The organism is Micropruina glycogenica, assembly GCF_900289045.1.
Lineage (GTDB): Bacteria > Actinomycetota > Actinomycetes > Propionibacteriales > Propionibacteriaceae > Micropruina > Micropruina glycogenica.
Window position 1 is genome coordinate 3,610,721 of sequence record NZ_LT985188.1, and the last position, 21,733, is coordinate 3,632,453.

Consider the following 21,733-nt stretch of genomic DNA (forward strand, 5'->3'; position numbering starts at 1 on the left):
CGCTCACTCACCATCCGCTGAACGGTCGTCGGCGCGTCCGCCGGGTCACAGATCGAGGCAGATGGTCATCGGCCCGTCGTTCACCGAGGCGACAGCCATCATGGCGCCGAAGCGTCCGGTCTCTACCCGGGCGCCGCGGGTGCGCAGGGCCTCGACGAACGCGTCGACCAACGGTTCGCTCACTGCTGCCGGGGCGGCGGCGTTCCACGACGGGCGGCGTCCCTTGCGGGTGTCGGCGTAAAGGGTGAACTGGCTCACCACCAGCAGCGGTGCCGCCAGATCGGCGCAGCTTCGTTCGCCGGCCATGATGCGCAGGTTCCACACCTTGTCGGCCAGCGCTTCGGCGGTGGCCGCGGTGTCGTCGTGGGTGGCGCCGACGAGCACCAGCAGGCCGGGCTCGGCGATGCTGCCCACCACCTCGCCGGCCACCGTCACCGAGGCCGAGGTCACCCGTTGCACCACCGCTCGCATGGCTGCAATCTTGTCAGGCCGGTTTGCGCCACTGCACGCAGTAGCGCCAGAACAGCAGCCTGCGGTAGCGGGCGGCCTTCAGTTCGGCGGTCACCGTGCGGCGAACGTCGGTGTAGCTGTGAGGTGGCGGCCAGCAGGTCGGGGCGGTGTGTTGCCAGTAGCCGCGTTGGGCTCGACGAGCGAGGTTCGCCGGCACCGCCACCAGGTCGGGTACAAGGTCGACGAGCCGGTCGGCACGAGCAAGCCCGATCACCACCAGCCGCCCGCCCGGAGCCGTCAACTGTGCCAGCCGACGCAGACCGGCCGCCAGGTCGGGCACGTGATGAAGCGTGGCGATGCTGGCGACCAGGTCGAACCTGCGGCCGAAGTCGTGGCTGAGCGCGTCACCCAGCACCCAGGCGACGCCGGGGTCGAGCACTCGGCCCCGGTTGAGCACGGCCGCGTCGGCGTCGATGGCGGTGACGTCAGGCACCTGCCGGTGCAGATCCCGGGCCAGCAACCCGTCGCCGCAGCCCGCGTCGAGCGCGGTGGCGCACCCTGCCGTCTCGTTGAGCACCAGGTGGTGGTCGTGCAGGTTGTGGTTCCACGGCGTGGGGCCGGCCATGGGCGCATCATGGCAGACCCCGCCTGCTTGGCCGGGACTAGAATCCCCGGGTGGCTGCGTTGATAGGTGCGTTGATGACCGGGGGAACCATCGCCCTCATCGTCGCCGCCGCGGCCGTGTTGATCGCCGCGCTGGTGGTGGTCGTTCGCATCTTCACCGACAAGCGCAGGAGTGACACATGACGTTCGAGATCCCGTCCGATCTCAACCCCGCCCTGGTCGGCCTGGCCTGGCTGCGAGGACGCTGGGAAGGCAGCGGGTATCGCGAATGGCCCGGTGAAGAGAAGATCAAGTTCGCCCAGCAGGTCGACTTCGCCGAGAACGGCGGCGACTACCTGCACTACCTGGCGCAGGCGTTCGAGGTGGACGATGACGGGCGCCCGACCAAGCCGCTGTTCATGGAGACCGGTTTCTGGCGCCCGCTTCCCGACGGCACCGTCGACGTGGTGATGTGCTCGCCCGACGGCTTCGCCGAGGCCTGGTACGGCAAGCTGCAGCCCGGTCGGCTCGATCTGGTGACCGACGCGGTCGTCCGAACCCCAGACGCCAAGGTCGCCTACACCGCGGGCCGCCGGCTGTACGGCACAGTGGAAGGCAAGCTCATGTACAGCTTCGACCGGGCCACCGAAACCGAGCCGCTGCGTCCGTTCGTTTGGGCGACGCTGCAACGCGCATGACCGTCGTCCGGCATGAATCGGGCCCCGACGCGGGCGCGGTCTGGCACTACGGTCATCCGCTGCGCGAGCAGCGGTGGCTGGCTGCCGGTGAGGCGTCCGTCGACCTGTCGCACCGGCCCACCTTCAGCATCACCGGCCCTGACCGGCTGACCTGGCTGAACAACATCGTGTCGCAGAAGCTCGACGACCTGGCGTCGGACGCCTGGGTGACCGCGTACATCCTCGACCCGAACGGACGAATCGTGCACGTCTTCGGCGGCGTGGACGACGGCGCGACGCTGTGGGCGGCCACGGAACCGGGTCATGACGAAGCACTACTGGCCTGGCTACGGCGTATGCAGTTCGCGGCCCGGGTCGAGATCACCGAGCGCAGCGAATCCCACGCGATGGTGATCACCCCCGGCGGGCCCGGCATCGTGGCCCGTGACGAGTTGGACGCAACCCTGGGCGAGCGGCGGGCCGGCACCTGGGCCGCCGACGCCCTGCGCATCGAGGCGGGCCAGCCGCGGGTGTTCGTCGACACCGACGAACGCACCATTCCCAACGAACTGGCCAACCCCGACGGGCTCACCCTCGGCCCGGCGGTGCATCTGCAGAAGGGCTGCTACCCAGGGCAAGAGACGGTGGCCCGGGTCTACAACCTCGGCCGGCCACCGCGCCGGCTGACCCGGCTGCACCTGGACGGGTCGGCCGAGGCACTTCCACAGATCGGCAGCGAGATTGTGCTCGACGGCCGTAGCATCGGCAGGGTCGGCTCGTCCGCCCGGCATCACGAGTTAGGACCGGTCGCGCTGGCGCTGATCAAGCGTTCCGTGCCCGCGGACGTCCCCCTCGTGGTGGACGGCATTGATGCGGCTCAGGAACTCATCGTGGATCCGGAGGTGGGCCTGCACGTGCGGGCCCGGTTGGGATAGAAGTGAGTCTGAGTGACACCGTCCGCGGCATCGTCGCGGTCGACGAGGTCGCGCGCGCCCAGGCCGTGGAGCATCAACTGGCGCTGGCCAAGCCGCCCCATGCGCTGGGCCGCCTGGAGGAGCTGGGCGTGCAACTCGCCGCGATAGCCGGGCAGTGTCCGCCACCGATGCCCGATCCGGCCCGGATCGTGGTGGTCGCGGGTGACCACGGCGTGGTCGACCAGGAGGTGACGCGCTGGCCGCCCGCACTGTCGGGGGTGCTGGCCGGAACCGTGGTGGACGGCGTGGCGGGGGTCAGCGTTCTGGCACGCTCGGCCGGCGTTCAGGTGGTCGCCCTCGACGCGGGGCTCGCCGCGCCGGTTCCGTCCGTGCCCGAGGCGGTGATCCGCCGGGGTACGGCGGACTTCACCCAGGGGCCGGCGATGACCCGGGACGAAGCCACGGCTGCGGTCGAACTGGGCATCGCACAGGCCGAACTGGCCTATGACGAGGGTGTTCGCTGCCTCGCCACCGGTGAGGTCGGCATCGGCAACACCACCACCGCGGCCGCTCTGATCGCCGCCTTCACCGGTGCGGAGGCCGCCGCGGTCGCGGGTCGGGGAGCCGACTCGCCGCCCGAGATGGTCGCCCGCAAGGTGGACGTGATCGCGCGGGCGCTGGCTCTGCACGCCCCGGATCCGGCCGACCCGATCGGGGTGCTGGCCGCGGTGGGTGGCGTCGAGCAGGCGGTGCTGACCGGCCTGGTGCTGGGGGCCGCGCGGCTGCGGCTGCCGGTACTGCTGGACGGGGTCACCGGTGTCGCCGCCGGGCTGGCCGCCGTGGCGCTGTGCCCGGCGGCGTCGGGGTACCTGATCGCTGCGCACGCGGGTGCCGAGCCGGGCATCGGCGTCGGCCTCTCGGCCCTCGAGCTCACCCCGGTGATCGACCTCGGACTCGCGCTCGGCGAGGGTACGGGAGCCGCGCTGGCGGTGCCGATCCTGCGGGCGTCGGTGGCCGTGATGACCGAGATGGCCACCCTGGCGTCACTGCTCGGCTGATCGATCGTCTGAAATCCACCTGCGACCGGCCGCGACACGCCGCTGGGAGGACGAACCGGGGCGGGTCACCAGGATGATTTCAGAATCGCCTTAGTCCCCGCGGCGGGCCAGCACGTACAGCCGCTCGGTGTCGGCCTCGTCGCCAACCGGACCGCGCCGGTACCACTCCAGCTCGACCAGACCTGTGCTGCGGACGGCCGCGAGCACCTGGTCGGCGTCGTGCAGCACGAAGTCGATGTCCACCGATTCGCCGACCAACTCGTCGACGTGCCGCACCTCGTCGCCGACGTGCAGGGCCAGGGCCAGCACCCCGCCGGGGCCCAACGTGCGGGCGAGGGCTGCCACCGCCGGTGTCAGTTCGGACGCGGCCAGGTGCACCAGCGAGTACCAGGCCAGCACCGCGCCCCAGCCGGCCGCGGTACGCGGCTTGAGCAGCTGGAACAGGTTGCCGACAGAGAAGTCCAGGTCCGAGAACTCACGCTTGGCCACCTCCACCATTGCGGGGGAGAGGTCGACGCCGCTCACCTGCGCGCCGGTGTCGGCCAGGAAGGCGGTGATGTGGCCCGGGCCGCAGCCGACGTCCACGATCGGGTTGTTACGCGCCAGACTCGCCACCCGTTCCAGCAACCAAACGTCGAACGGCTTGCCGATCAGCTCGGCGCCCAGCGTGATGAAGTAGGCGTCGGCCACCTGGTCGTAGGTCTGCCGCACCCGCTCGTCACGCAGGCCCGCCCCCTGGGCCAGCACCTGCTCGCGATCGACGCCCGGTTCCTGAGCCTGACCGGGAAGCTCGGGCACCGGGCCCAGCAGGTGCACCCAGCGATGGTCCTGCTGGCCCGGGCGGCGCTCCAACTCACGCACCAACGGCTCCGGCAGCGCGGCCATCCGGCGCAGCACCTGCTCGACCTGGTCGCGGTCGGTGAACGGGTGCAGCCGCTCCGTGCGGGTCTTGAGCTCCCCGGGTGCCTGTGGGCCGCGCAGCAGCAGCACGGTGATCAGGGCCCGCTCGTCCGGCTGCAGGCTGAGTTCGGAGTCCAGCAACTGGTGGTACTTGAGGGTGCGTGACCCCTTGCCGGCCCACACCACGCGCAGCAGGCCGCGTCCCTTCAGTTCGCGGACCACATCCTCGAGCGTGCGGTCGTCCAGGTCGGTGATCGGATCTCTGCTGGACGTCTGGTTGCAGGCCAGCCGCAGCGAGTTGAGGCTGAGCGGGTAACTGCCGGGCACCGTGCGCTGCTTCTCGAGCAGACTGCCCAGCACTCGCTGTTCGTCGGGGCTGAGCACGGGCAGCGGCATGCGGTGAGCCTACTGGCGCCGGCCCGCCGCCGGAACGGGGGTCAACGCTCCAGTCGAAGCCCTTGCCAGTAGCGGGGATGCATGCGCACCTGCAGCGTGCGTTGCGCGTTGGTGCTCATCATGCCGAGATTGGCGAAGCCGGCCTGTTGACGTTCGGCCACGTTCACGTTGGCGGCGAACATCGCGCCGTTGGCGACGCCGTTCAGGCCCGTGACGCTCCAAGGAATTCTGGCCTCGAGAATCCACCCGTCATTGTCGCGACCGATCGCAGCCTGCACGCCCCGCGTGGGGCGCAGCACGTTGAAGTCGGTGCGCCTCGCGTTCGGGCCCAGAATCGCCGTCACCGGCGGCTGGCCGGCCGGCGAGAGACCGAAGATGTAATAGGCATCCTGCGGCCGCACAGTGTCACTGTCCTTGAGTCGTGACGATTCGGGGCCCAGCTCGAGAACCACGGCGTTGCCGCGCCAAGCCTTGAGCGGCTGGTTCGGGTCGGGCTCGAGCAGGGTCTTGTCGTGCACCTTGGCCAGAAGGTACAAAGCAGCCTCGTCCCACATCAGATAGACGTCAGCGGTGGCGGTCGATGCGGTGTCGGTGATCTGGTGGTTGGCGTTGGCCACCAGTTGCCATTGCCAGTCGGGGGTGATGCCGTCGACGGTTATTGAGCTGTTCGGGGGCACCTGCAGCGCGCGCAGCGTGCCGACGTCCCTGACCGGCGGCAGCGTGCGAGTTGAAACCGATGGCGACGGCGTGGTGGGCACCGTCGGGGTGGGGCTCAGGCTGATCGAGTCCGTCGGACTCGGCGACGGCGACGCCGTGTTGCTGCCGGGAAAGACCATCGGCCACAGCACGATCGCCAGCGCCACCACCGCGGCCACCGCCGCCAGAATCACCCACTTGACGCCCTTGCCGGACGAGCCTCCCGGCGGCTGGTAGTGCTGCTGCCCGGCCGCCCCGTCATGCCCGCCGTCGTGGTCGGCCGCGGCTCCACCACCGGATTCGAAGCCACCACCGGACCCCCCGCCCGGAGGGCCGCCGAACCCGCCGGACGATGGCTGCCCCGGCGGACCGGACTGCTGTGGGGCACCCGCCGGCGCCTGCTGCCGCATCGACGCCGTGCCGTCGCCGCCCGGCCAGGGCGGCACGATGACCGGCACCACCTTCACCCCGCCGCCCTCGGCCGGCGCGGCGGGAGCAGACCCCGAGGACGCGGGCTGGTGCGCCACCGGCGTGTGCCGGCCACCGCCCGCCACGTCGAAGATGCGTCCGTCGCTGGCCCGCAGGTACAGCACAGGAGTGCCCCACTCGACGTCGTTGTTGTCGCTGAACACTGCCACGCGGGCCTCGGCCAAGGCCGCATCGATGGGGTACCCGTCGGCCATCGCGGCGTAGAACTGCGATGAGAACACCGTCGCGGCTTCATCGGTGATCTCGAACTGCATGGCCACCACGGCGGGCACGTTGCCCAGCTTGACCAGGCTCTGGGCAACTCCGCCCAGTGGGTCTTGTGGCGATTGCCGGGCGCCCTCGCAGGCGTTCAGCACCACCAGCCGCAACGATTCGAACCCGCTGATCGTGGTGGCCAGCGTCGTGCCCGACACCATGTTGAGCTGGTGGTTGTCGTCTTCGAAGGCCAGCATGCCTTCGGCCTTGGCGTCATCGAACCCGCCGTGGCCGATGAAGTGCAGCACGTGAAACTCGCCCGCGCGCAGTGCCCGGCGCACCGCCATCAACGTGGCCCGCGGAATCACCGTGACGTGCACCTGGCCCGCCTGCTCGAGCCCGGCCAGCGCGGTGGTGATGCGCTGCACCTCGCCGTCCACGTTCAGCGTGGCCAGCTGGGCCGGTGAGCACACCACCACCAGCACCTGCAGCGGCGGCGTCACCTGCAACGGCGCGACCGGCTGCGGCAGTTCGAGGTAGCGCACCACCGGGGTACGGGTCTGCAGCACCAGAAACTGGCGCAGGCCCGACGGGTAGAGGTACTCCCACGGCACGTCGGCCAGTTGCGGCGCGTCTTCGAGCCGCAACCTGATGCGCAGGCCCTTACCGGCGGCGTCGGCCGCGTCGAGGCTGCGCCGAAAGCAGGTACCCACCTCGCCGCCGAACACCGCGTCGTACAGGGCGCTGCCGAACTTCTGCGCCACGTCCTGCGTGGACGACCCGATCGCCCGAATGCCCGAGCGGGTGCGGCCCAGCTTCAGGATCACGTTCTCAAGGGCATCGGCGTTGAACGGAAAAGTCATCTGACCCGACGCCTCACCCTTCGGTGAGGCCAGCACCGACACCTTGTAGGTGTCGGGCGTGGGCTCGGCTTCGACCTGCAGGTCGAAGTCGAGATAGTCCATCGCCGGCACCTGTTCCCCCTAGCCCGTGAGCCAACCCGCGATCTGTTTCGCCACGTCGGGTTGGCCGAAGAAGCTGCCGTGGTACACGCCTCGCTCACGCGGCAGCACCAGGCGACGGTGCTCGGGCACCGCCATCGAGTCGTCGCCCTCGTACACCCCCGCGGTGGGTACCACCAGGTCGTTGGCCGCGGTGCCGAAAACCCGGTCGACCACGGTGTTCTCGAGGTTGCGCACGGCCATGGCTCGCCAGCCGCCCGAAGGCGTGAAGTCGGCCGCCACCGCGTACTGCTCCGTCGGTAGCTCGGTGGCGTTGAACCCTTTGATGAAGTCGCCGGCCGAGTCCATGGCCGCCAGACCCGGAATGCCGACCAGGCCGTACTTGGCGATGATCTTGACCACCACCAGCACCGACGTGAGCGTGGCCTCGACCAGGGCTGCCGGGCCGTCGGGAATGAGGTTCACGATCGTGGTGATGCGGTCGATGAACGGCACCAGATTCGACGGGGTGGCCAGTGCGGTGCCGTGGTTGGCGCTGGCCACGTGCACGATGCGCCGCACGTTGAACACCGGTTCGCCGCCCTGGCCGGCCAGCGCCCGGCTGACCAGGCCGCCCCTGCTGTGGCAGACGATGTCGACCTCGAGGTCGAGCCTGTCCGGCACCAGTTCGCGCACGAGGTCGGCGTTCTCGACGGGCGACAGCCCCAGCGTGTGGTGATCGATCGCCGCCACCCGGCCGCCGTAGGCGTCGCTGAGCGAGGCCAGCACGTCGGGCGGAAACGCCTGAAAGGCCGTCGGGGTGTTCACGAACGTGCCGTGCACGAACCACAGGCTGCGGCCCTGGGCGAGCCGTTGCCACTCGGCGTCGTCGAGGCTGGGCACGTCGGGGCTGGCGTAGTTGGCCGGGGTGAAGGTGCGGGCGCGGGCGATGCGCGACTTCGATTCCCACAGGCGCGCCGCGGCACCCGCCAGCGGCGGCACCACCAGCTCGGCCAGGGGCAGGGCGACGAGTTCGAGCACCTTGCGTCCGATCAACCCGAAGACGCCGCGGTTCGCCGCACCTTCGTCGGGCGTCGGCACCGACGCGAACGCCGGCACGATGAACCGAACCGACGCCCCCGAGCCGCGCGTCGTCGGGGCCAACCGATCGGCCGAGTCGACCGGAAAGTTCCAGCTGACCACGCCGTTCTCGTCGACCGCCAGCAGCACCTGGGCGACGTCGTCACCCAGATCGGGCACCGACACCTCCATGCCGTCCAGGTCGGCCGCGGGCGAGCGAATGTCACCGCCGGCCGCGCCACCGGGCACCGGGGCCACGTCGAGGGTGATCACCCGCAGCCGCAGGAAACCCTCCCTGGCCAGCGCCGCGTCGAGAGCCCGGCCCGAGCCGTCCACTTCTGGGGCCCGGGTGGTCGAGCCGGGCGCCACGTTGTGCGCTTCGGCGCTGCCCCGCAGCCCGGGGGCGCGCACGCTGATCCCCTGGCCGAGATTGACCTGCCGTGCGCTGCCGTCGAGGGTGGCCATCAGTGCGTCTCCTGCCTGGTGAGGGTGAGGGCGGGGTGCCCGTAGTAGGCGTAGGCCAGGGGAGTGGTCTGGTCGTGCTGGGGAAACTCGGTGGTGTAGCGGGCGCGCAACTCGCGCACCACGTCGCCCACTGCGCGGCCCTTGCCGAGGGCTTCGGCGTAGAACCTGAGCGCGGTGTCTTTGGCGATGGTGTCGTCGACCGACCACAGCGGCGCGATGAACGCGCGGGCGCCGGCCTGCAGAAAGGCGGCGGCCAGCCCGCCCTCGATCAGCGAGCTGCCTGAGTCGGTGGCCAACTGGCAGCAGTTCAGAAACACCAGCGGGGCGGCGCTGCGGGCGAACGACGAACCCACCACGATGGTTTCGTCGATGCGCACCGACGAGTCCGACAGAATCACGCCGCTGTTCAACGGCGAGTCGGGGTCGACCTCGCCGTGTGAGGCCACGTGCAGCACCTGCGCCACCAGCGGCATGCCCTGGTTGGTGGCCTGGCCCTTGAGCAGGGTGGCGACCTCTGAGGCGGTGCCCTTGATCCACACCGCCTGGTAGGTCTGGGTGAGTTGCTGTCCCTCTTCGATGGCCTGCTTGAGGCTGCGAAAACCCGAGCTCGGGCCGAACTCGCCGACCACCACCGCCAGGCCGCTGATCGCCATGGCCTGGGCGGGCGTGGTGCTCGGCCTGCGCATGCCCGACGGCGTTTCGGGCCCGGCCGGCCGCCACCGGCCGGCGATCACCTGGGCACCCAGAATCGGCGGTGCGGCCGGGTCGACCAGCGACGGATCGATCACGTAGTCGGGCTCGACGCTGGCCAGTTCCCACGGAATCAGCGACTCCTGCGAGACCAGCAGCAGCGTCGGCAGGCGTCCGTCGTCGTGGGCCACCTTCCACGCGGCGGTCAGCACCGGCCAGAACTTCGCCTCGGTCAGCAGGTCCGAGATCTGCCGCGCCACCCCGAGCACCCGCAGTTCGGCGTTCGGGTTGCCGTCCACCTGGGCCATTTCGCGAATGTTGCGCAGGGCCAGGGTCTCGGCGGTGTCGTCGGCCAGTTTGGTGATCACCTGCACGTCGGGCAGTGGCACCTGGGCGTGCGGGGTGGTGTAGGTCCACAAGAAGGTGCCGTCGGCCTCGCCGCGGCTGATCGACACGGTGAGGTCGATGGGCACGTTCTGGTCGAGTTCGACCGCTACCTCGCCGCCGGCGGTCGAGGCAGGCGCCCCCGCGGGGGCCGTGGGGGTGACCACGATTTCGCGCCAGGCGGTGCCGATCAGCAGGCCGTTCTGGCTGTACTCGACCTCGATGCGCCCTCGCCAGGTGTCGGCGACCGCCGGGGCGGTGATCGGTATGCGCACCTCGGCCTTGGCCAGGTCGGCGGGATCGAACGGCAGCGGGTAACGCATGGTGTCGAGGGTGAAGTTCTCGGCCTTGACCTGAATGGTGAGTTCGCGCGGCTGGTTCGGCTGTGGAACGGCGATGTGCATGGCCGCCCCCTGTACGCCCGCCTGAGCCTGGTACGACAGGCCCACCACGATCTCGAACGCGGCGCCGGGGGCGACGGCCTCGGGCACGTCGACCCGCGGGTAGGCGGTCACATCGGCGGGCGGATCGACCTGGGATACCGGGTCGCCCGGTTCGGCGCCGGCCTGGGGTGGTTCGGCGCCGGACTCGGGCGCAGCTTCGGCGGCGTCGCCCGGCATGGCCTCGACCGGGACCAGGTCGATCGGGGGAGGCGGTGCCGGGGAGCGCTGAGCGGGCGCCGGGTCGACCGGGGCCGGGGCCGGCGGAAACTCGATGCCGCGGGTGGGGCCGCGATTGGTGTGCGGGTCGGCGGTCATCCAGCCCACCGGGCGGGCGCCGTCCACCACCAGGCCGGTCCAGAACCCGCCGGTCACGTCGGGGTGCTCAAGTTGCCGTACCTCGGACGCGCCGTGTTCGTGCAGGTCGAGCGAGACGCCCAAGGGCATGCCCGGGTCGACGTTGGCCCCCAGCACCCGGTCGCGGTCGTCGGGGCCGAGCGGGTACCACAGCAGCGTGGCCCGATCGGTGCGCGGGTCGCGGCGGCGCACCACCACTGCGGTTCCGGCGGTGGCCAGGGCCATCGCCTTGCGCGCGGCTGCGACCGTCATGTCGGCATCGAGCACGAGGACGGGATCCATCGACGACTCCTCTCAAGCGCGAAGAGGACGGCGTTGTGCACCGTGATACCCACGGCTGATGGTTCAGCGTAGGGCTGTGAGCCCCCGATGGAGCACCCCTCGCAGTGACTTTTCGCCAGCAGGGGTGAAACTGCTCAACGGGGAGGGCGTAGCTGATCGCGCGGCCGCCAGATTCCGCCGCTGCCCGGGGTGGGTGTCGGCGGGGGAGAGGTCGCCGGTACGGCGGCCGGCTGGGTGGTGCTGATCGCGTCCGCGGGTGCGCCGTCGCCGAGTTGGGGACGTACCGAAAAGGTGACCTGGGCATAGCCCAGCGTGAACTCGTCATGGGTGTCGCCGTCGTCACCCCGGGCGGTGTAGCGCTCCACCCGGACGTCGGTGAATCGTGCTTCGGTCGTCGCTGACTGCCCACCCGCCGTGCCCGGCTGCTGGGTGAGTACCGCCTGGGCCACCTGCCGTCCAGTAGCGCAGAACTGCAGCAGCAGCGGCGAGGCCCGGCCGCCGCGGCAGGCGAAAGACGCGTCTGAGAAGGTCCCCCGGCCCACCGGCCGGCCGGAACCGGCGCCGCGCTGTTCGGCCTGTGTCACCCCGAACGACCAGCTTTCGATCTCGATCGAACCCTCGTGCCCGCGAGCCCGTGAGTCGCCGTCGATTCCCGCAATGACTAGGTAACTCGGCATGAGGGTCTCCTTCGATGAACGACGACAGTAGTCACCGGCGCCACGTTCGTGAAGGGCGTTGAATTGCCCATGCCCCACCCGTGGCATCGGGGGTAATCCATTTGTCGCGTGCCCGAGGCGTCGGTCGGGTGCGTGTGGGTTCGCTCGGCGGGTGTCGACACGCTGCGCGGACCCCCTGCGGCGCCCAGCCGCGACCGCACTACCCTGCTGCAATGAGTACCTTCGTGTTGACCCGCTCCGCCCACCCGACGCCCGCCGACGAGCGCGCTGCGATCGTGGCGAAGCCGGTGTTCGGCGCGAACTTCACCGACCACATGGCCTTGGCCACCTGGACCACTGACGAGGGTTGGCACGACCGCGAGATCGTGGCTCGCCGTCCGTTCGAACTGCACCCCGGTGCGGCGACGTTTCACTACGGGCAGGAGATCTTCGAAGGCCTGAAGGCGTTTCGGCAGCCGGACGGCAGCGTGGCCATCTTTCGTCCTGACAAGAACGCTGCCCGGTTCGCGCTGTCGGCGCGGCGCCTCGCGATGGCCCCGGTCGACGAGGCCGACTTCGTTGCGGCGGTCAGCGAGTTGGTCGATCTCGACCGCGACTGGGTGCCCACGCCCGACGGTGAGCAGAGCCTGTACATCAGGCCCTTCGAGATCGCCAGCGAGACTCTCATCGGGGTGCGGGCGGCCAACGAGTACACGTTCTGCGTGATCGCCTCGCCGGTGGGGCCGTACTACCCCGAGCCGGTCACCTTATGGGCCACACCGAACTTCACCCGGGCGGCCACCGGTGGCACCGGGGCGGCCAAGTGCGGCGGCAACTACGCGGCCAGCCTGCTCGCCGCCCGCGAGGCGGCCGAGCACGGCTGCCAGCAGGTGATCTGGTTGGACGGTGCCGAGCACCGCTGGGTCGAAGAGTGCGGCACGATGAACATTCTGTTCGTGACGGCCGCCGGTGAACTGGTCACCCCCGAACTCACCGGCACGATCTTGGACGGCGTCACCCGCGACTCGATCCTGACCCTGGCGCCCGACCACGGGCTGCGTCCGGTTCAGCGGCGTGTTGCGATCGATGAGGTGTTCGACGGGGTCGCCTCAGGGGCGATCACCGAGGTGTTCGCCTGCGGCACCGCGGCGGTGGTCACGCCCGTGGTCGGGTTCGCCGCACCGGGCGTGAACGGCGCCGACCGGCGGTTGACGGTGGGTGACGGCACCCCGGGCACGATCAGCCAGGCCATCAGGGCGCACCTGCTCGACATTCAGTACGGCCGGGTGCCCGACGTGCACGGCTGGCTGCACCACGTCTGAGCTGAAACCGGGGACGGTTCTCTTTCCGGCCCACGTGCGTACGAGCTAGTCAGCGCGATTTGAAAGCTGAGAATGGGGCGAAAAGAGAACCGTCCCCGATTCAGCTCACCCGCGAACGGGCGTCACAGCGAGTCGCGGCTGATCGGGCACGACATGCACCGCGGACCGCCCCGGCCCGACCCCAGCTCTGAACCCGAGATCGCGATCACCTCGATGCCGGCCGCCGCCAGCCGCTCGTTGGTCTCGACGTTGCGCTCGTAGGCGATCGCCACCCGCGGCTCGATCGCCAGGGTGTTGTTGCCGTCGTCCCACTGTTCGCGCTCGGCGGTGACGGGGTCGAGGCCCGTGTCGATCAGCCGCAATCGGTCGATGCCCATCGCACGGGCGGCGGCGTCCAGGAAGGGCTCCATCGGTTCGATGACGAGGTCGCCGTCCTCGTCCAACTTGATCGTGACGGCGCCCAATCGATGCGCGACGTTGGGGTACATCACCATCGCGTCGCGATCGACCATCGTGCAGATCGTGTCGAGGTGCATGGTCGCCCGATCCTGGTCGATCGGTACGGCGAGCACGGTGTGCGCCAGGCCCTCGACGAAGGCGGTGCGGGCCAGCCGTTCGGCCCCGGCCGGCCGGGTGCGTTCGCCCACCCCGACCGCCAGCACACCCTCGCCCAGCGCGAGCACGTCGCCGCCTTCGAGAAACTCCTTGTCCCAGCCGTGAATGCGGTCGACGCCGCGAAACCGGGGGTGAAACTGGTAGATCAGTTCGGTGAGCTGCGTCTCGCGCCGCCGGGCGGGCATGGCCAGTGCGGTGATCGTCACATGGTCGCCCACCCACACGCTCGAGTCACGGGTGAACAGCAGGTTGGGCAGCGGGTCGATCAGAAAGTCGTCCGGCGCGTGTAAGGCGGCCACCAGGCTGCCGGTGTTCGAGATCTCGTCGTTGCGCAGTCCGGCCATCATGATCTCGGCCAACTCATCAGGCCCCTGGTCGGCGGCCAGGTCGACCAGGTACCGGCGCAGCGTGTCGCCCAGCCGCAGGTCGGTCATGGTGTGGTCGATCGCCACCTGCCGGGCCTCGGGGTCGTGCAGGGTCTCGGTGAGCAGTTCGCTCAAATAGAGCACCTCGACGCCGCGGCCGCGCAGGGCGTCCGCGAAGGCGTCGTGCTCGGCCTGGGCACGGTCGACCCACGGCAGTCCGTCGAACAGCAGCGCGTCGTTGTTGCGGGGCGTCAGGCGGCGCAGTTCGTTACCGGGACGGTGCAGCATCACGGTGCGCAGCCGTCCGACTTCAGAGCGGACGCCCGGAGCGGGGAGTTCGGTCATAGGCCACACCCTAGGGCCCCGTCGCGGCTGACACTATTGACCCATGTCACAGACCGTTTCGGTGGTCGGCGGATCAGGTCGATTGGGCACCCTGGCGGTGCGGGCGCTGGCTGAGCTGGGCGCCGTAGCCGCTTCGATCTCGCGCCGCACCGGCTTCGACCTGCAACGCTCGACCATGGACGACCTGACCCGCGCGCTCGCCGGCGTCGACGTGGTGGTCGACTGCTCGGACGCCACCGATCGCAAAGTCACCACCTTCGAGTCGTCGGCCCGGTCGCTGGCCGAAGCGGCCGCCCGCGCCGGCGTCAAGCATCTGGTGCTGGTCTCGATTGTGGGCGTCGACAAGCCGAGCCTGAAGGGCATGAGCTACTACCAGGGCAAGCTCGCCCAGGAGCGGGCTCTGACGGCCGGCACGGTGCCGGTCAGCATCGTCCGGAGCACGCAATGGTTCGGGTTCGCCGATCAGGTCTACCCGTCGGTACGCCTGGCCGGGGGCCGGTGGGGGCTGGCTCCGGCCATGCGCATGCAGCCGGTGTCGGGCGAGGCCGTCGCCGCGCGGCTGGCAGACGCGGCATTCGAGCCGCTGCCTGGGCAGCGGCTCGAACTGGCCGGGCCTGAGGTCACGTCGCTGGCCGACCTGATCCGCCGGGTCTGGCGCGCCCGGGGGCAGCAGGCCAGGGTCGCGCAAGTGCCGATTCCAGGGCTGAAGGGCTTCACGGACGGCGCTCTGCTGCCGGGCCCCGACGCCGAGATCGACCCGACCACGATCGAGCAGTGGGTGGCGAGCTCGTCCTAGCCCCACCGCTGGTCGAGCAACGTTGACGTCCGCCCTGGTCGAGGCCCACGACGGCGCCGGGGTTGGACGGGCTCGACCAGCGGTGCGGCGCTCAGGCCTTCTTGGCCCGGTTGCGGGCCTTGGCGCGTTCGTTGGCGTCGAGCAGCACCTTGCGCAGCCGCACGTGCGACGGAGTGACCTCGAGGCACTCGTCCTCGCGGCAGAACTCCAGCGCCTGCTCGAGCGAATGCGCCCGCGCCGGAATCAGCCGCTCCAACTCGTCGCCGGTGGACGAGCGCACGTTGGTGAGCTTCTTCTCTTTGGTCGGGTTGACGTCCATGTCTTCGTTGCGGGGGTTCTCGCCCACGATCATGCCCTCGTAGACCTCTTCGGTCGGGCCCACAAACATCACCCCGCGCTCCTGCAGGTTGAACAGGGCGTACGAGGTGACCACCCCGGTGCGGTCGGCCACCAGCGAACCGCTGGAGCGGGTGACGATCTCGCCCGCCCACGGCTCGTAGCCCTCGAACACGTGGTGCATGATGCCGGTGCCGCGGGTCTGGGTCAGAAACTCGGTGCGAAAGCCGATCAGCCCGCGGGCGGGCAGCACGAACTCCATGCGCACCCAGCCGGTGCCGTGGTTGATCATCTGCTCCATGCGCGAGCGGCGGGTGCCCATCAGTTGGGTCACGGTGCCGACGTGCTCGTCGGGAATGTCGACGGTCAGCCGCTCGAACGGCTCATGCACCTTGCCGTCCACCACCCGGGTCAGCACCTGCGGGCCGGCCAGGTGCTGTTCACCTACCTGCACCTGGCCGCCGACCAGCCCCAGACCGAGGCGTTGCTGCACTCCGGGACCACCGCGATCGCCTACGAGACCGTGCAGACCGACACCGGCGCGCTGCCGCTGCTGCGGCCGATGAGCGAGGTGGCCGGACGGCTCTCGGTGCTGGCCGGCACCCACGCCCTGATGAAGCACGCCGGCGGCGACGGCGTCCTGCTACCCGGCGTTCCCGGTGTCACCCCGGGCAAGGTCGTGGTGATCGGCGGCGGCGTCGCCGGCCTGAATGCGGCCCAGATCGCCCACGGACTGCGCGCCGACGTCACCATCATCGACATCAGCACCGACCGGTTGGTGCAGCTCGACTCGGAGTTCACCGGCCAGGTGAAGACCCAGATGTCGACGGCCTACGCCATCGAACGGGCCATCGGCGAGGCCGACCTGGTGATCGGTTCGGTGCTGGTTCCGGGCGCCCGCGCCCCCAAGCTGGTAACCAACGACATGGTGGCCAAGGCCAAGCCGGGCTCGGTCTTCGTCGACATCGCCGTCGACCAGGGCGGCTGCTTCGCGGACACCCACGCCACCACCCACGCCGAACCCACCTACCGGGTGCACGACGCAGTGTTCTACGCGGTGGCCAACATGCCCGGTGCGGTTCCGGTCACCTCCACCTACGCGCTGACCAACGCCACGCTGCCCTACGTCACCCGGATCGCGGACGCCGGCTGGCTCGACGCCCTGCGTGCCGACCGCACCCTGGCCAGGGGCCTGTCCACCATCGAGGGCACGCTCACCAGCCAGCCGGTCGCCGAGGCCTGGGGTCACTCGTTCACCCCGATCCAGCACGTGCTCGTCGCCTGAGGCCGCACCCTCCACCCGGACGCCGCCCAGGCGTCCGCTACCCCCAACGGTTCTCCGGCCCGCCGCCCCCGCGGCGGGGGCCGGGGACCCGAACCGGCGGGCGCACGTCCGCCTGCCCGAGGAATGAAGACGAAGGAGTTTTCATGACCCCCAAGACCCGCACCACCCACCCCACCAACGGCCGCCCCCCGACCGACCCAGCACCCGAGGGGCACGACCACCTCGACCGCGCCCTGGGCAACCGTCACCTGCAGATGATCGCCATCGGCGGCGCCATCGGCACCGGCCTGTTCATGGGCTCGGGCAAGACCATCTCGCTGGCCGGCCCGTCGATCCTGCTCGTCTACGCCATCATCGGCGGCTTCCTGTTCTTCGTCATGCGTGCGATGGGCGAGTTGCTGCTGTCGAACCTGCAGTACAAGTCGTTCCGCGACATCGCCGAGGACGTGCTGGGCCCCTGGGCCGGCTTCTTCGCCGGCTGGACGTACTGGTTCTGCTGGATCGTGATCGGCGTCGCCGACCTGACCGCCGTCACCGCGTACGTGTCGTACTGGTTCCCCGACCTGCCCAAGTGGGTGGCGGCCACCAGCCTGGTGGTGCTGCTGCTGGTGCTGAACCTGGTCACGGTGAAGCTGTTCGGCGAGATCGAGTTCTGGTTCGCGCTGATCAAGATCGTCGCCATCGTCGCCCTGATCGGCGTCGCCGTCGTCATGGGCGCCGGCCCGTTCGAGGTAGGCGTCGTCAACGCGGCCCAGTTCGTGCCCTACGCGGTCCTGGGGTTCTTCGCCGGCGTGTTCGTCGACCGGTGGCCGCGCCGGACCGTCCTGGTCTGGGCAGGGATCGGTCGCGCGGTGTCGCTGGCGTTGATCCCGTTGCTGTGGTGGCTCGGAGTGCTGCAGGTGTGGCTGCTGGTCTGCCTACTGCTGGTGTTCGGGGCGTTCGCCGTGTTCGGGTTCGCCGCAACCCAGTCGTTCCTGCCCCGGTTGGTGCCGCGGGACGGCCTCGTGCGTGCCAACGCCCGGCTCGATCAGGCCGACAACACCGCCCAGACGCTTGGGCCGACCATCGGTGGCGGGCTGGTCGGCGTACTGGGTGCGCCGGTCGCGCTGCTCGTCGACTCGGTCAGCTACCTGGCCGAGGCGGCGCTGAACGCGTCCCTGCGGGTGGACGAGCCACGGCGGCCCCGGCGTCAGGCTCGCTTGCGCACCGAGCTGGGCGAGGGCTGGCGGGCCACCTACCGGCACCCCACGCTGGGGCCCCTGGCGGTCTCGACGCACGTCTGGTTCGTGGCCAACGGGATGGGGCTGACGGTGCTGTCGCTGCTGACCCTGCGCACGATGGGGCTCTCGGCGATCGGCTACGGCCTGCTGCTCACCACCGTCGGGTTCGCCGCCCTGCTGGGAGCCACGCTGGCGCCCGGGCTGGGCTCCCGGCTCGGCACCGGATGGGCGGTGATCGCGTCCCTGGTCCTGTATCCGCCGGCCTGGCTGCTGGTCGCGGCCGCGCCGTCCGCGCCCGCGCTTCTGTTCGTTGCGATGGTGCTGCACGGCTTCGCCGGGGGAGTGGAGAACCCCAACTCGCTCGGCTACCGGCAGGCCGTCACCCCCGACGGCCTGCTCGGCCGGGTCAACGGGATCATCCGTTCGGCCAACCGCACCATGGGTGCTCTCGGCGCCCTGCTGGGCGGGGCCGTGGTCGGCCTGGTCGGCACCGGCCCGGCCCTCGCGACGGTGATCGTCCTGTTCACCTTCGCCCTGGGGATCGCCGCCCTGTCACCACTGCGGACGGCGCGGCTGCCCGGCTAGGAGACTGCTGAACAATTCGCCTGCGTGCCGCGCGACCTGATTGGTGGTCGGCTGGAATTCTTGGGTGGTGCAGGGTGAGTGGAGTCCGCAGCGGGACGTGTTGGATGTGGAGTCGTTGGCGGGGCATCTGCTGGCGGAGGGCAGCGTGTTCCGCTTCCTGGCCGAGCATCGGCAGCGGTTGTTCCCGGACGCGTTGTTCGCTGACTTGTTCCCCTCAGGCCGTGGACGGCCCTCGATCCCGGGCGAGGTGATCGCGTCGGTGATCGTGCTGCAGTCCCTTCATGGGTTGTCGGACCGGGAAGCGGTCGAGGCGCTCACGTTCGACCTGCGGTGGAAAGCAGCGTGCGGGTTCCCGATCGACGCGAAGGGGTTCGATGCGTCGTCGTTGACGGTGTGGCGGCGTCGGCTGGCGTCCAGCGGGCGGCCGCAGCGGATCTTTGAGGTGGTCCGGGACGTGATCGCCGCGACGGGTGCGGTGAAAGGTCGTCAGCGGCGGGCGTTGGATTCGACGATCCTGGATGATGCGGTGGCCCGACAGGACACCGTCACCCAGCTGATCGCCCAGGTCCGCCGGGTGGGCCGGGAGGTGCCCGGCGCCCATCAGGTGATCGGCGAGCGGTGCACTCGGCTGGCCGCGTTGACCGGGCAGGGCTACGACTCCACCGCGAAACCGCGGATCGCGTGGGACGACGCCCAGGCCCGCGACGAGTTGGTGACCGCACTCGTGAACGACGCCCTTGCCCTGCTCGACGGCCTTGATGTCGAGACGATCACTGCCGCTGGCGGCAAGCCGGCCGAGGCGATCGCCCTACTCGCGTTGGTCGCCGGGCAGGATGTCGAACCGGCCGAAGACTCTGACGGCACCGATGGCCAGTGGCGGATCGCCCGGCGGGTCGCCCCGGATCGGGTCATCTCGACCGTCGACCCGGAGGCGCGGCATGCGCACAAGACAGTGGAACGTCGCCAGGACGGGTTCAAGGCCCACGTGGTGGTCGAGCCCGACACCGGGCTGGCCACGATGGTTGAGCTGACCAAGGCTGCCGGCCCAGACAACAGCGACGCCACTGTCGGTGCCCGTCTCGTGGTCGCCGATCCGACCATCGATACCGGCGCGGTTGAGGTGTTGGGTGATTCGGCCTACGCCACCGGAGACATGCTGCACACGCTCGAGGGCAAGGGGTGGGCAGCGCTGGTGAAACCGTGGCCGACCCGGCCCGCCGTCGCCGGCGGGTTCGGCAACGACGACTTCACCCATGACCCGGCCGCCGGCACCCTGACCTGCCCGGCCGGGATCACCAAGACGATCACCAAGACACGTAAGGCGGTGTTCGGCATCGCCTGCCGAGCCTGCCCGTTCAGGCAGCGGTGCACCACCGCGGCGAAGGGTCGCACCATCCAGTTGCACCCTCACGACTTGCTGCAACGTCAGCACCGTCAGCGGGCCCTCGACGCCGACTTCCAGGCCACCTATCGGCAGCACCGGCCCATGGTCGAACGCACGATCGCCTGGCTCACCCGAGGCAGCCGGAAGGTGCCCTACCGAGGCGTGGACAGGAACAACAACTGGCTCCACAATCGGATCGCAGCGATCAACCTGCGCCGACTCCTCGCCCTTGGCCTGACCCACGGACCGACCGGCTGGACGATCGCCTGACCCACCGCCCCGGACAGGGCATACAACCCAGCCAAACAGCGCCCACGACGGACCCCAGACGGGCGGCACGACACCGTCGTCGCGATCAAGGGCACTGACCCAAACTCGCCGCTCGACGACCCTGGCGGCGTCCCGCCCGCCTCACACGCCCACCACGCCCTCAAAATGGCGCCTTGTTCAGCAGACTCCTAGGCGGGTCTCACAGTGGGTCGCGGCTGATCGGGCACGACATGCACCGCGGCCCGCCACGGCCTGAGCCCAGTTCGGAACCGGCGATCGCGATCACCTCGATGCCGGCGTCCGCCAACCGCTCATTGGTCTCCACGTTGCGTTCGTAGGCGATCGCGACCCGTGGCTCGATGGCCAGGGTGTTGTTGCCGTCGTCCCACTGCTCGCGTTCGGCGGTGACCGGATCGAGACCGGTGTCGATCAGCCGCAGGCGTTCGATGCCCATCGCCCGCGCGGCGGCGTCCAGGAAGTGCTCGATCGGCTCGATCACCAGGTCGCCGTCGGCGTCCGGCTTGATCGTGATCGCCGACAGCCGGTGCGCGACGTTGAGGTACATCACCATCGCGTCGACATCGACCATGGTGCAGATCGTGTCCAGGTGCATGGTGGCCCGGTCCTGATCGATCGGCACCGCCAGCACGGTGTGCGCCAGGCCCAGCTCGAACGCCGTCCTGGCCAACCGCTCGGCGCCGGCCGGACGCGTCCGCTCGCCCACGCCGACGGCCAGCACGCCCTCGGCCAGCGCCAGCACGTCGCCGCCCTCGAGCAGTTCGGCGTCCCAGCCGTGGATGCGCTGCACGCCGGCGAAGCGCGGATGGAACTCGTAGATGAGTTCGGTGAGCTGGGTCTCACGCCTGCGGGCCGGCATGGCCAGCGACGTGATCGTGGCCCGGTCGCCGACCCACACACTGGAGTCCCTGGTGAACAGCAGGTTCGGCAGCGGGTCGATCAGGAAGTCGTCCGGTTCGTGCAGTGCCACCACCAGGCTGCCCGTCGAGGACACCTCGTCGGTGCGCAGGCCCGCCATCAGGATCTCGGCCAGTTCGCTGGGCCCCTGGTCGCCGAGCGCGTCGACCAGGTAGCGGCGCAGGGTGTCGCCCAGGCGCAGGTCGGTCACCGTGTGCTCGATCGCCGACTGGCGGGCCTCGGGGTCGGCCAGTGTCTGCGTCAGCAGTTCGCTGAGGTACAGCACCTCGACGCCGCGGCCGCGCAGCACGTCGGCGAACGCGTCGTGTTCGGCCTGGGCCCGGTCGACCCAGGGTAGGCCGTCGAACAGCAGCGAGTCGTTGTTGCGCGGGGTGAGCCGACGCAGTTCGTTGCCCGGCCGGTGCAGCATCACGGTGCGCAGCCGGCCGACCTCGGAGCGGACGCCGGGCGTGGGCTGGTCAGTCATGGCGACACCCTAGGGAACCGCTGATCAACGTGCCATTCGTGGCGTGAGTGACGGTGATCGTGCTCTTGGAGGGGTTGGGTGTGGGCGTTGTCGGCTGATCGATTCGCTGCGGGGGGCCTGTTGGGGCGGTTTCGG

At 70.1% G+C, this 21,733-nt stretch carries 17 protein-coding genes and 1 pseudogene; 8 read left to right on the plus strand and 10 right to left on the minus strand.

The window, feature by feature from the left end; translation table 11 throughout:
- Positions 1-45 precede the first annotated feature (45 nt).
- Positions 46-471 (minus strand): D-aminoacyl-tRNA deacylase, encoded by a 426-nt coding sequence (gene dtd, locus MPLG2_RS17020; RefSeq protein WP_105187175.1) that lies wholly within the window; start codon positions 469-471, stop codon positions 46-48.
- Between the two features lie 13 nt (positions 472-484).
- A complete protein-coding gene (locus tag MPLG2_RS17025; protein ID WP_105187176.1) occupies positions 485-1,075 on the minus strand; it encodes a class I SAM-dependent methyltransferase in 591 nt (196 codons plus the stop codon).
- 178 nt (positions 1,076-1,253) lie between these two features.
- On the opposite strand from MPLG2_RS17025, the gene MPLG2_RS17030 reads away from it, so the two are divergent.
- Genes MPLG2_RS17030 through cobT form a run of 3 tightly spaced genes read left to right on the plus strand, consistent with a single transcriptional unit; the run spans position 1,254 to position 3,702 of the window.
- On the plus strand, positions 1,254-1,751 hold the full coding sequence (locus MPLG2_RS17030; RefSeq protein WP_105187177.1) for an FABP family protein: 498 nt from the start codon (positions 1,254-1,256) through the stop codon (positions 1,749-1,751).
- Positions 1,748-2,665, plus strand: coding sequence for a CAF17-like 4Fe-4S cluster assembly/insertion protein YgfZ (gene ygfZ, locus MPLG2_RS17035; protein ID WP_105187178.1), 918 nt, complete (start codon positions 1,748-1,750; stop codon positions 2,663-2,665). The genes MPLG2_RS17030 and ygfZ overlap by 4 nt, the downstream gene beginning before the upstream one ends.
- Positions 2,666-2,667: 2 nt before the next feature.
- Entirely contained in the window at positions 2,668-3,702 is a 1,035-nt protein-coding gene (gene cobT / locus MPLG2_RS17040) for a nicotinate-nucleotide--dimethylbenzimidazole phosphoribosyltransferase (RefSeq protein ID WP_197710006.1), read from the plus strand.
- Between the two features lie 90 nt (positions 3,703-3,792).
- Here cobT and MPLG2_RS17045 read toward each other — a convergent pair whose 3' ends face one another.
- From MPLG2_RS17045 to MPLG2_RS17065, 5 genes are all read right to left on the minus strand, one after another.
- A complete protein-coding gene (locus tag MPLG2_RS17045; protein ID WP_105187179.1) occupies positions 3,793-4,998 on the minus strand; it encodes a DUF480 domain-containing protein in 1,206 nt (401 codons plus the stop codon).
- Between the two features lie 41 nt (positions 4,999-5,039).
- On the minus strand, positions 5,040-7,343 hold the full coding sequence (locus MPLG2_RS17050) for a CHAT domain-containing protein (protein ID WP_105187180.1): 2,304 nt from the start codon (positions 7,341-7,343) through the stop codon (positions 5,040-5,042).
- An 18-nt stretch (positions 7,344-7,361) separates the two neighbouring features.
- A complete protein-coding gene (locus tag MPLG2_RS17055) occupies positions 7,362-8,864 on the minus strand; it encodes an esterase/lipase family protein (protein WP_105187181.1) in 1,503 nt (500 codons plus the stop codon).
- Positions 8,864-11,017: a CHAT domain-containing protein gene (locus MPLG2_RS17060; protein WP_105187182.1), complete on the minus strand. Its 2,154-nt coding sequence runs from the start codon at positions 11,015-11,017 to the stop codon at positions 8,864-8,866. Before MPLG2_RS17060 ends, MPLG2_RS17055 begins: the two co-directional genes overlap by 1 nt.
- Positions 11,018-11,151: 134 nt before the next feature.
- Positions 11,152-11,694: an Hcp family type VI secretion system effector gene (locus tag MPLG2_RS17065; RefSeq protein ID WP_158681302.1), complete on the minus strand. Its 543-nt coding sequence runs from the start codon at positions 11,692-11,694 to the stop codon at positions 11,152-11,154.
- Positions 11,695-11,906: 212 nt separating this feature from the next.
- Between MPLG2_RS17065 and MPLG2_RS17070 the strand changes: the two genes are divergently transcribed.
- Positions 11,907-12,995, plus strand: a complete 1,089-nt coding sequence (locus tag MPLG2_RS17070; protein WP_105187184.1) for a branched-chain amino acid aminotransferase — start codon at positions 11,907-11,909, stop codon at positions 12,993-12,995.
- A gap of 122 nt (positions 12,996-13,117) precedes the next feature.
- Here the strand turns inward: MPLG2_RS17070 and MPLG2_RS17075 are convergent, their stop codons facing one another.
- Entirely contained in the window at positions 13,118-14,320 is a 1,203-nt protein-coding gene (locus MPLG2_RS17075; protein WP_105187185.1) for an arginine deiminase, read from the minus strand.
- Positions 14,321-14,363: 43 nt separating this feature from the next.
- Between MPLG2_RS17075 and MPLG2_RS17080 the strand changes: the two genes are divergently transcribed.
- The gene (locus tag MPLG2_RS17080; protein WP_105187186.1) at positions 14,364-15,116 is read left to right on the plus strand and encodes an SDR family oxidoreductase; all 753 of its coding nucleotides are present in this window, start codon (positions 14,364-14,366) and stop codon (positions 15,114-15,116) included.
- Between the two features lie 91 nt (positions 15,117-15,207).
- Here the strand turns inward: MPLG2_RS17080 and MPLG2_RS17085 are convergent.
- A pseudogene (locus MPLG2_RS17085) lies at positions 15,208-15,876 on the minus strand (translational GTPase TypA); the annotation flags it as partial.
- Between MPLG2_RS17085 and ald the strand changes: the two are divergent.
- From ald to MPLG2_RS17100, 3 genes are all read left to right on the plus strand, one after another.
- Positions 15,838-16,737 (plus strand): alanine dehydrogenase, encoded by a 900-nt coding sequence (ald, locus tag MPLG2_RS17090; RefSeq protein ID WP_105187187.1) that lies wholly within the window; start codon positions 15,838-15,840, stop codon positions 16,735-16,737. The pseudogene MPLG2_RS17085 and the gene ald sit on opposite strands and share 39 nt — an antisense overlap.
- 143 nt (positions 16,738-16,880) lie before the next feature.
- Positions 16,881-18,542, plus strand: coding sequence for an MFS transporter (locus MPLG2_RS17095; RefSeq protein WP_105187188.1), 1,662 nt, complete (start codon positions 16,881-16,883; stop codon positions 18,540-18,542).
- Between the two features lie 67 nt (positions 18,543-18,609).
- Positions 18,610-20,196 carry an IS1182 family transposase gene (locus tag MPLG2_RS17100; RefSeq protein WP_105187436.1) on the plus strand — a complete coding sequence of 529 codons (1,587 nt, stop codon included), beginning with the start codon at positions 18,610-18,612 and terminating at the stop codon, positions 20,194-20,196.
- 199 nt (positions 20,197-20,395) lie between these two features.
- Here MPLG2_RS17100 and MPLG2_RS17105 read toward each other — a convergent pair whose 3' ends face one another.
- A complete protein-coding gene (locus MPLG2_RS17105; RefSeq protein WP_105187189.1) occupies positions 20,396-21,598 on the minus strand; it encodes an arginine deiminase in 1,203 nt (400 codons plus the stop codon).
- Positions 21,599-21,733 lie beyond the last annotated feature (135 nt).

Excerpts from the sequence above, each read along its gene's own strand:
- dtd (WP_105187175.1), bottom strand. The coding sequence starts at position 471 with ATGCGAGCGGTGGTGCAACGGGTGACCTCGGCCTCGGTGACGGTGGCC.
- MPLG2_RS17025 (WP_105187176.1), bottom strand. The coding sequence starts at position 1,075 with ATGGCCGGCCCCACGCCGTGGAACCACAACCTGCACGACCACCACCTG.
- MPLG2_RS17030 (WP_105187177.1), top strand. The coding sequence starts at position 1,254 with ATGACGTTCGAGATCCCGTCCGATCTCAACCCCGCCCTGGTCGGCCTG.
- ygfZ (WP_105187178.1), top strand. The coding sequence starts at position 1,748 with ATGACCGTCGTCCGGCATGAATCGGGCCCCGACGCGGGCGCGGTCTGG.
- MPLG2_RS17045 (WP_105187179.1), bottom strand. The coding sequence starts at position 4,998 with ATGCCGCTGCCCGTGCTCAGCCCCGACGAACAGCGAGTGCTGGGCAGT.
- MPLG2_RS17050 (WP_105187180.1), bottom strand. The coding sequence starts at position 7,343 with ATGGACTATCTCGACTTCGACCTGCAGGTCGAAGCCGAGCCCACGCCC.
- MPLG2_RS17055 (WP_105187181.1), bottom strand. The coding sequence starts at position 8,864 with ATGGCCACCCTCGACGGCAGCGCACGGCAGGTCAATCTCGGCCAGGGG.
- MPLG2_RS17060 (WP_105187182.1), bottom strand. The coding sequence starts at position 11,017 with ATGGATCCCGTCCTCGTGCTCGATGCCGACATGACGGTCGCAGCCGCG.
- MPLG2_RS17065 (WP_158681302.1), bottom strand. The coding sequence starts at position 11,694 with ATGCCGAGTTACCTAGTCATTGCGGGAATCGACGGCGACTCACGGGCT.
- MPLG2_RS17070 (WP_105187184.1), top strand. The coding sequence starts at position 11,907 with ATGAGTACCTTCGTGTTGACCCGCTCCGCCCACCCGACGCCCGCCGAC.
- MPLG2_RS17075 (WP_105187185.1), bottom strand. The coding sequence starts at position 14,320 with ATGACCGAACTCCCCGCTCCGGGCGTCCGCTCTGAAGTCGGACGGCTG.
- MPLG2_RS17080 (WP_105187186.1), top strand. The coding sequence starts at position 14,364 with ATGTCACAGACCGTTTCGGTGGTCGGCGGATCAGGTCGATTGGGCACC.
- ald (WP_105187187.1), top strand. The coding sequence starts at position 15,838 with ATGCACCTTGCCGTCCACCACCCGGGTCAGCACCTGCGGGCCGGCCAG.
- MPLG2_RS17095 (WP_105187188.1), top strand. The coding sequence starts at position 16,881 with ATGACCCCCAAGACCCGCACCACCCACCCCACCAACGGCCGCCCCCCG.
- MPLG2_RS17105 (WP_105187189.1), bottom strand. The coding sequence starts at position 21,598 with ATGACTGACCAGCCCACGCCCGGCGTCCGCTCCGAGGTCGGCCGGCTG.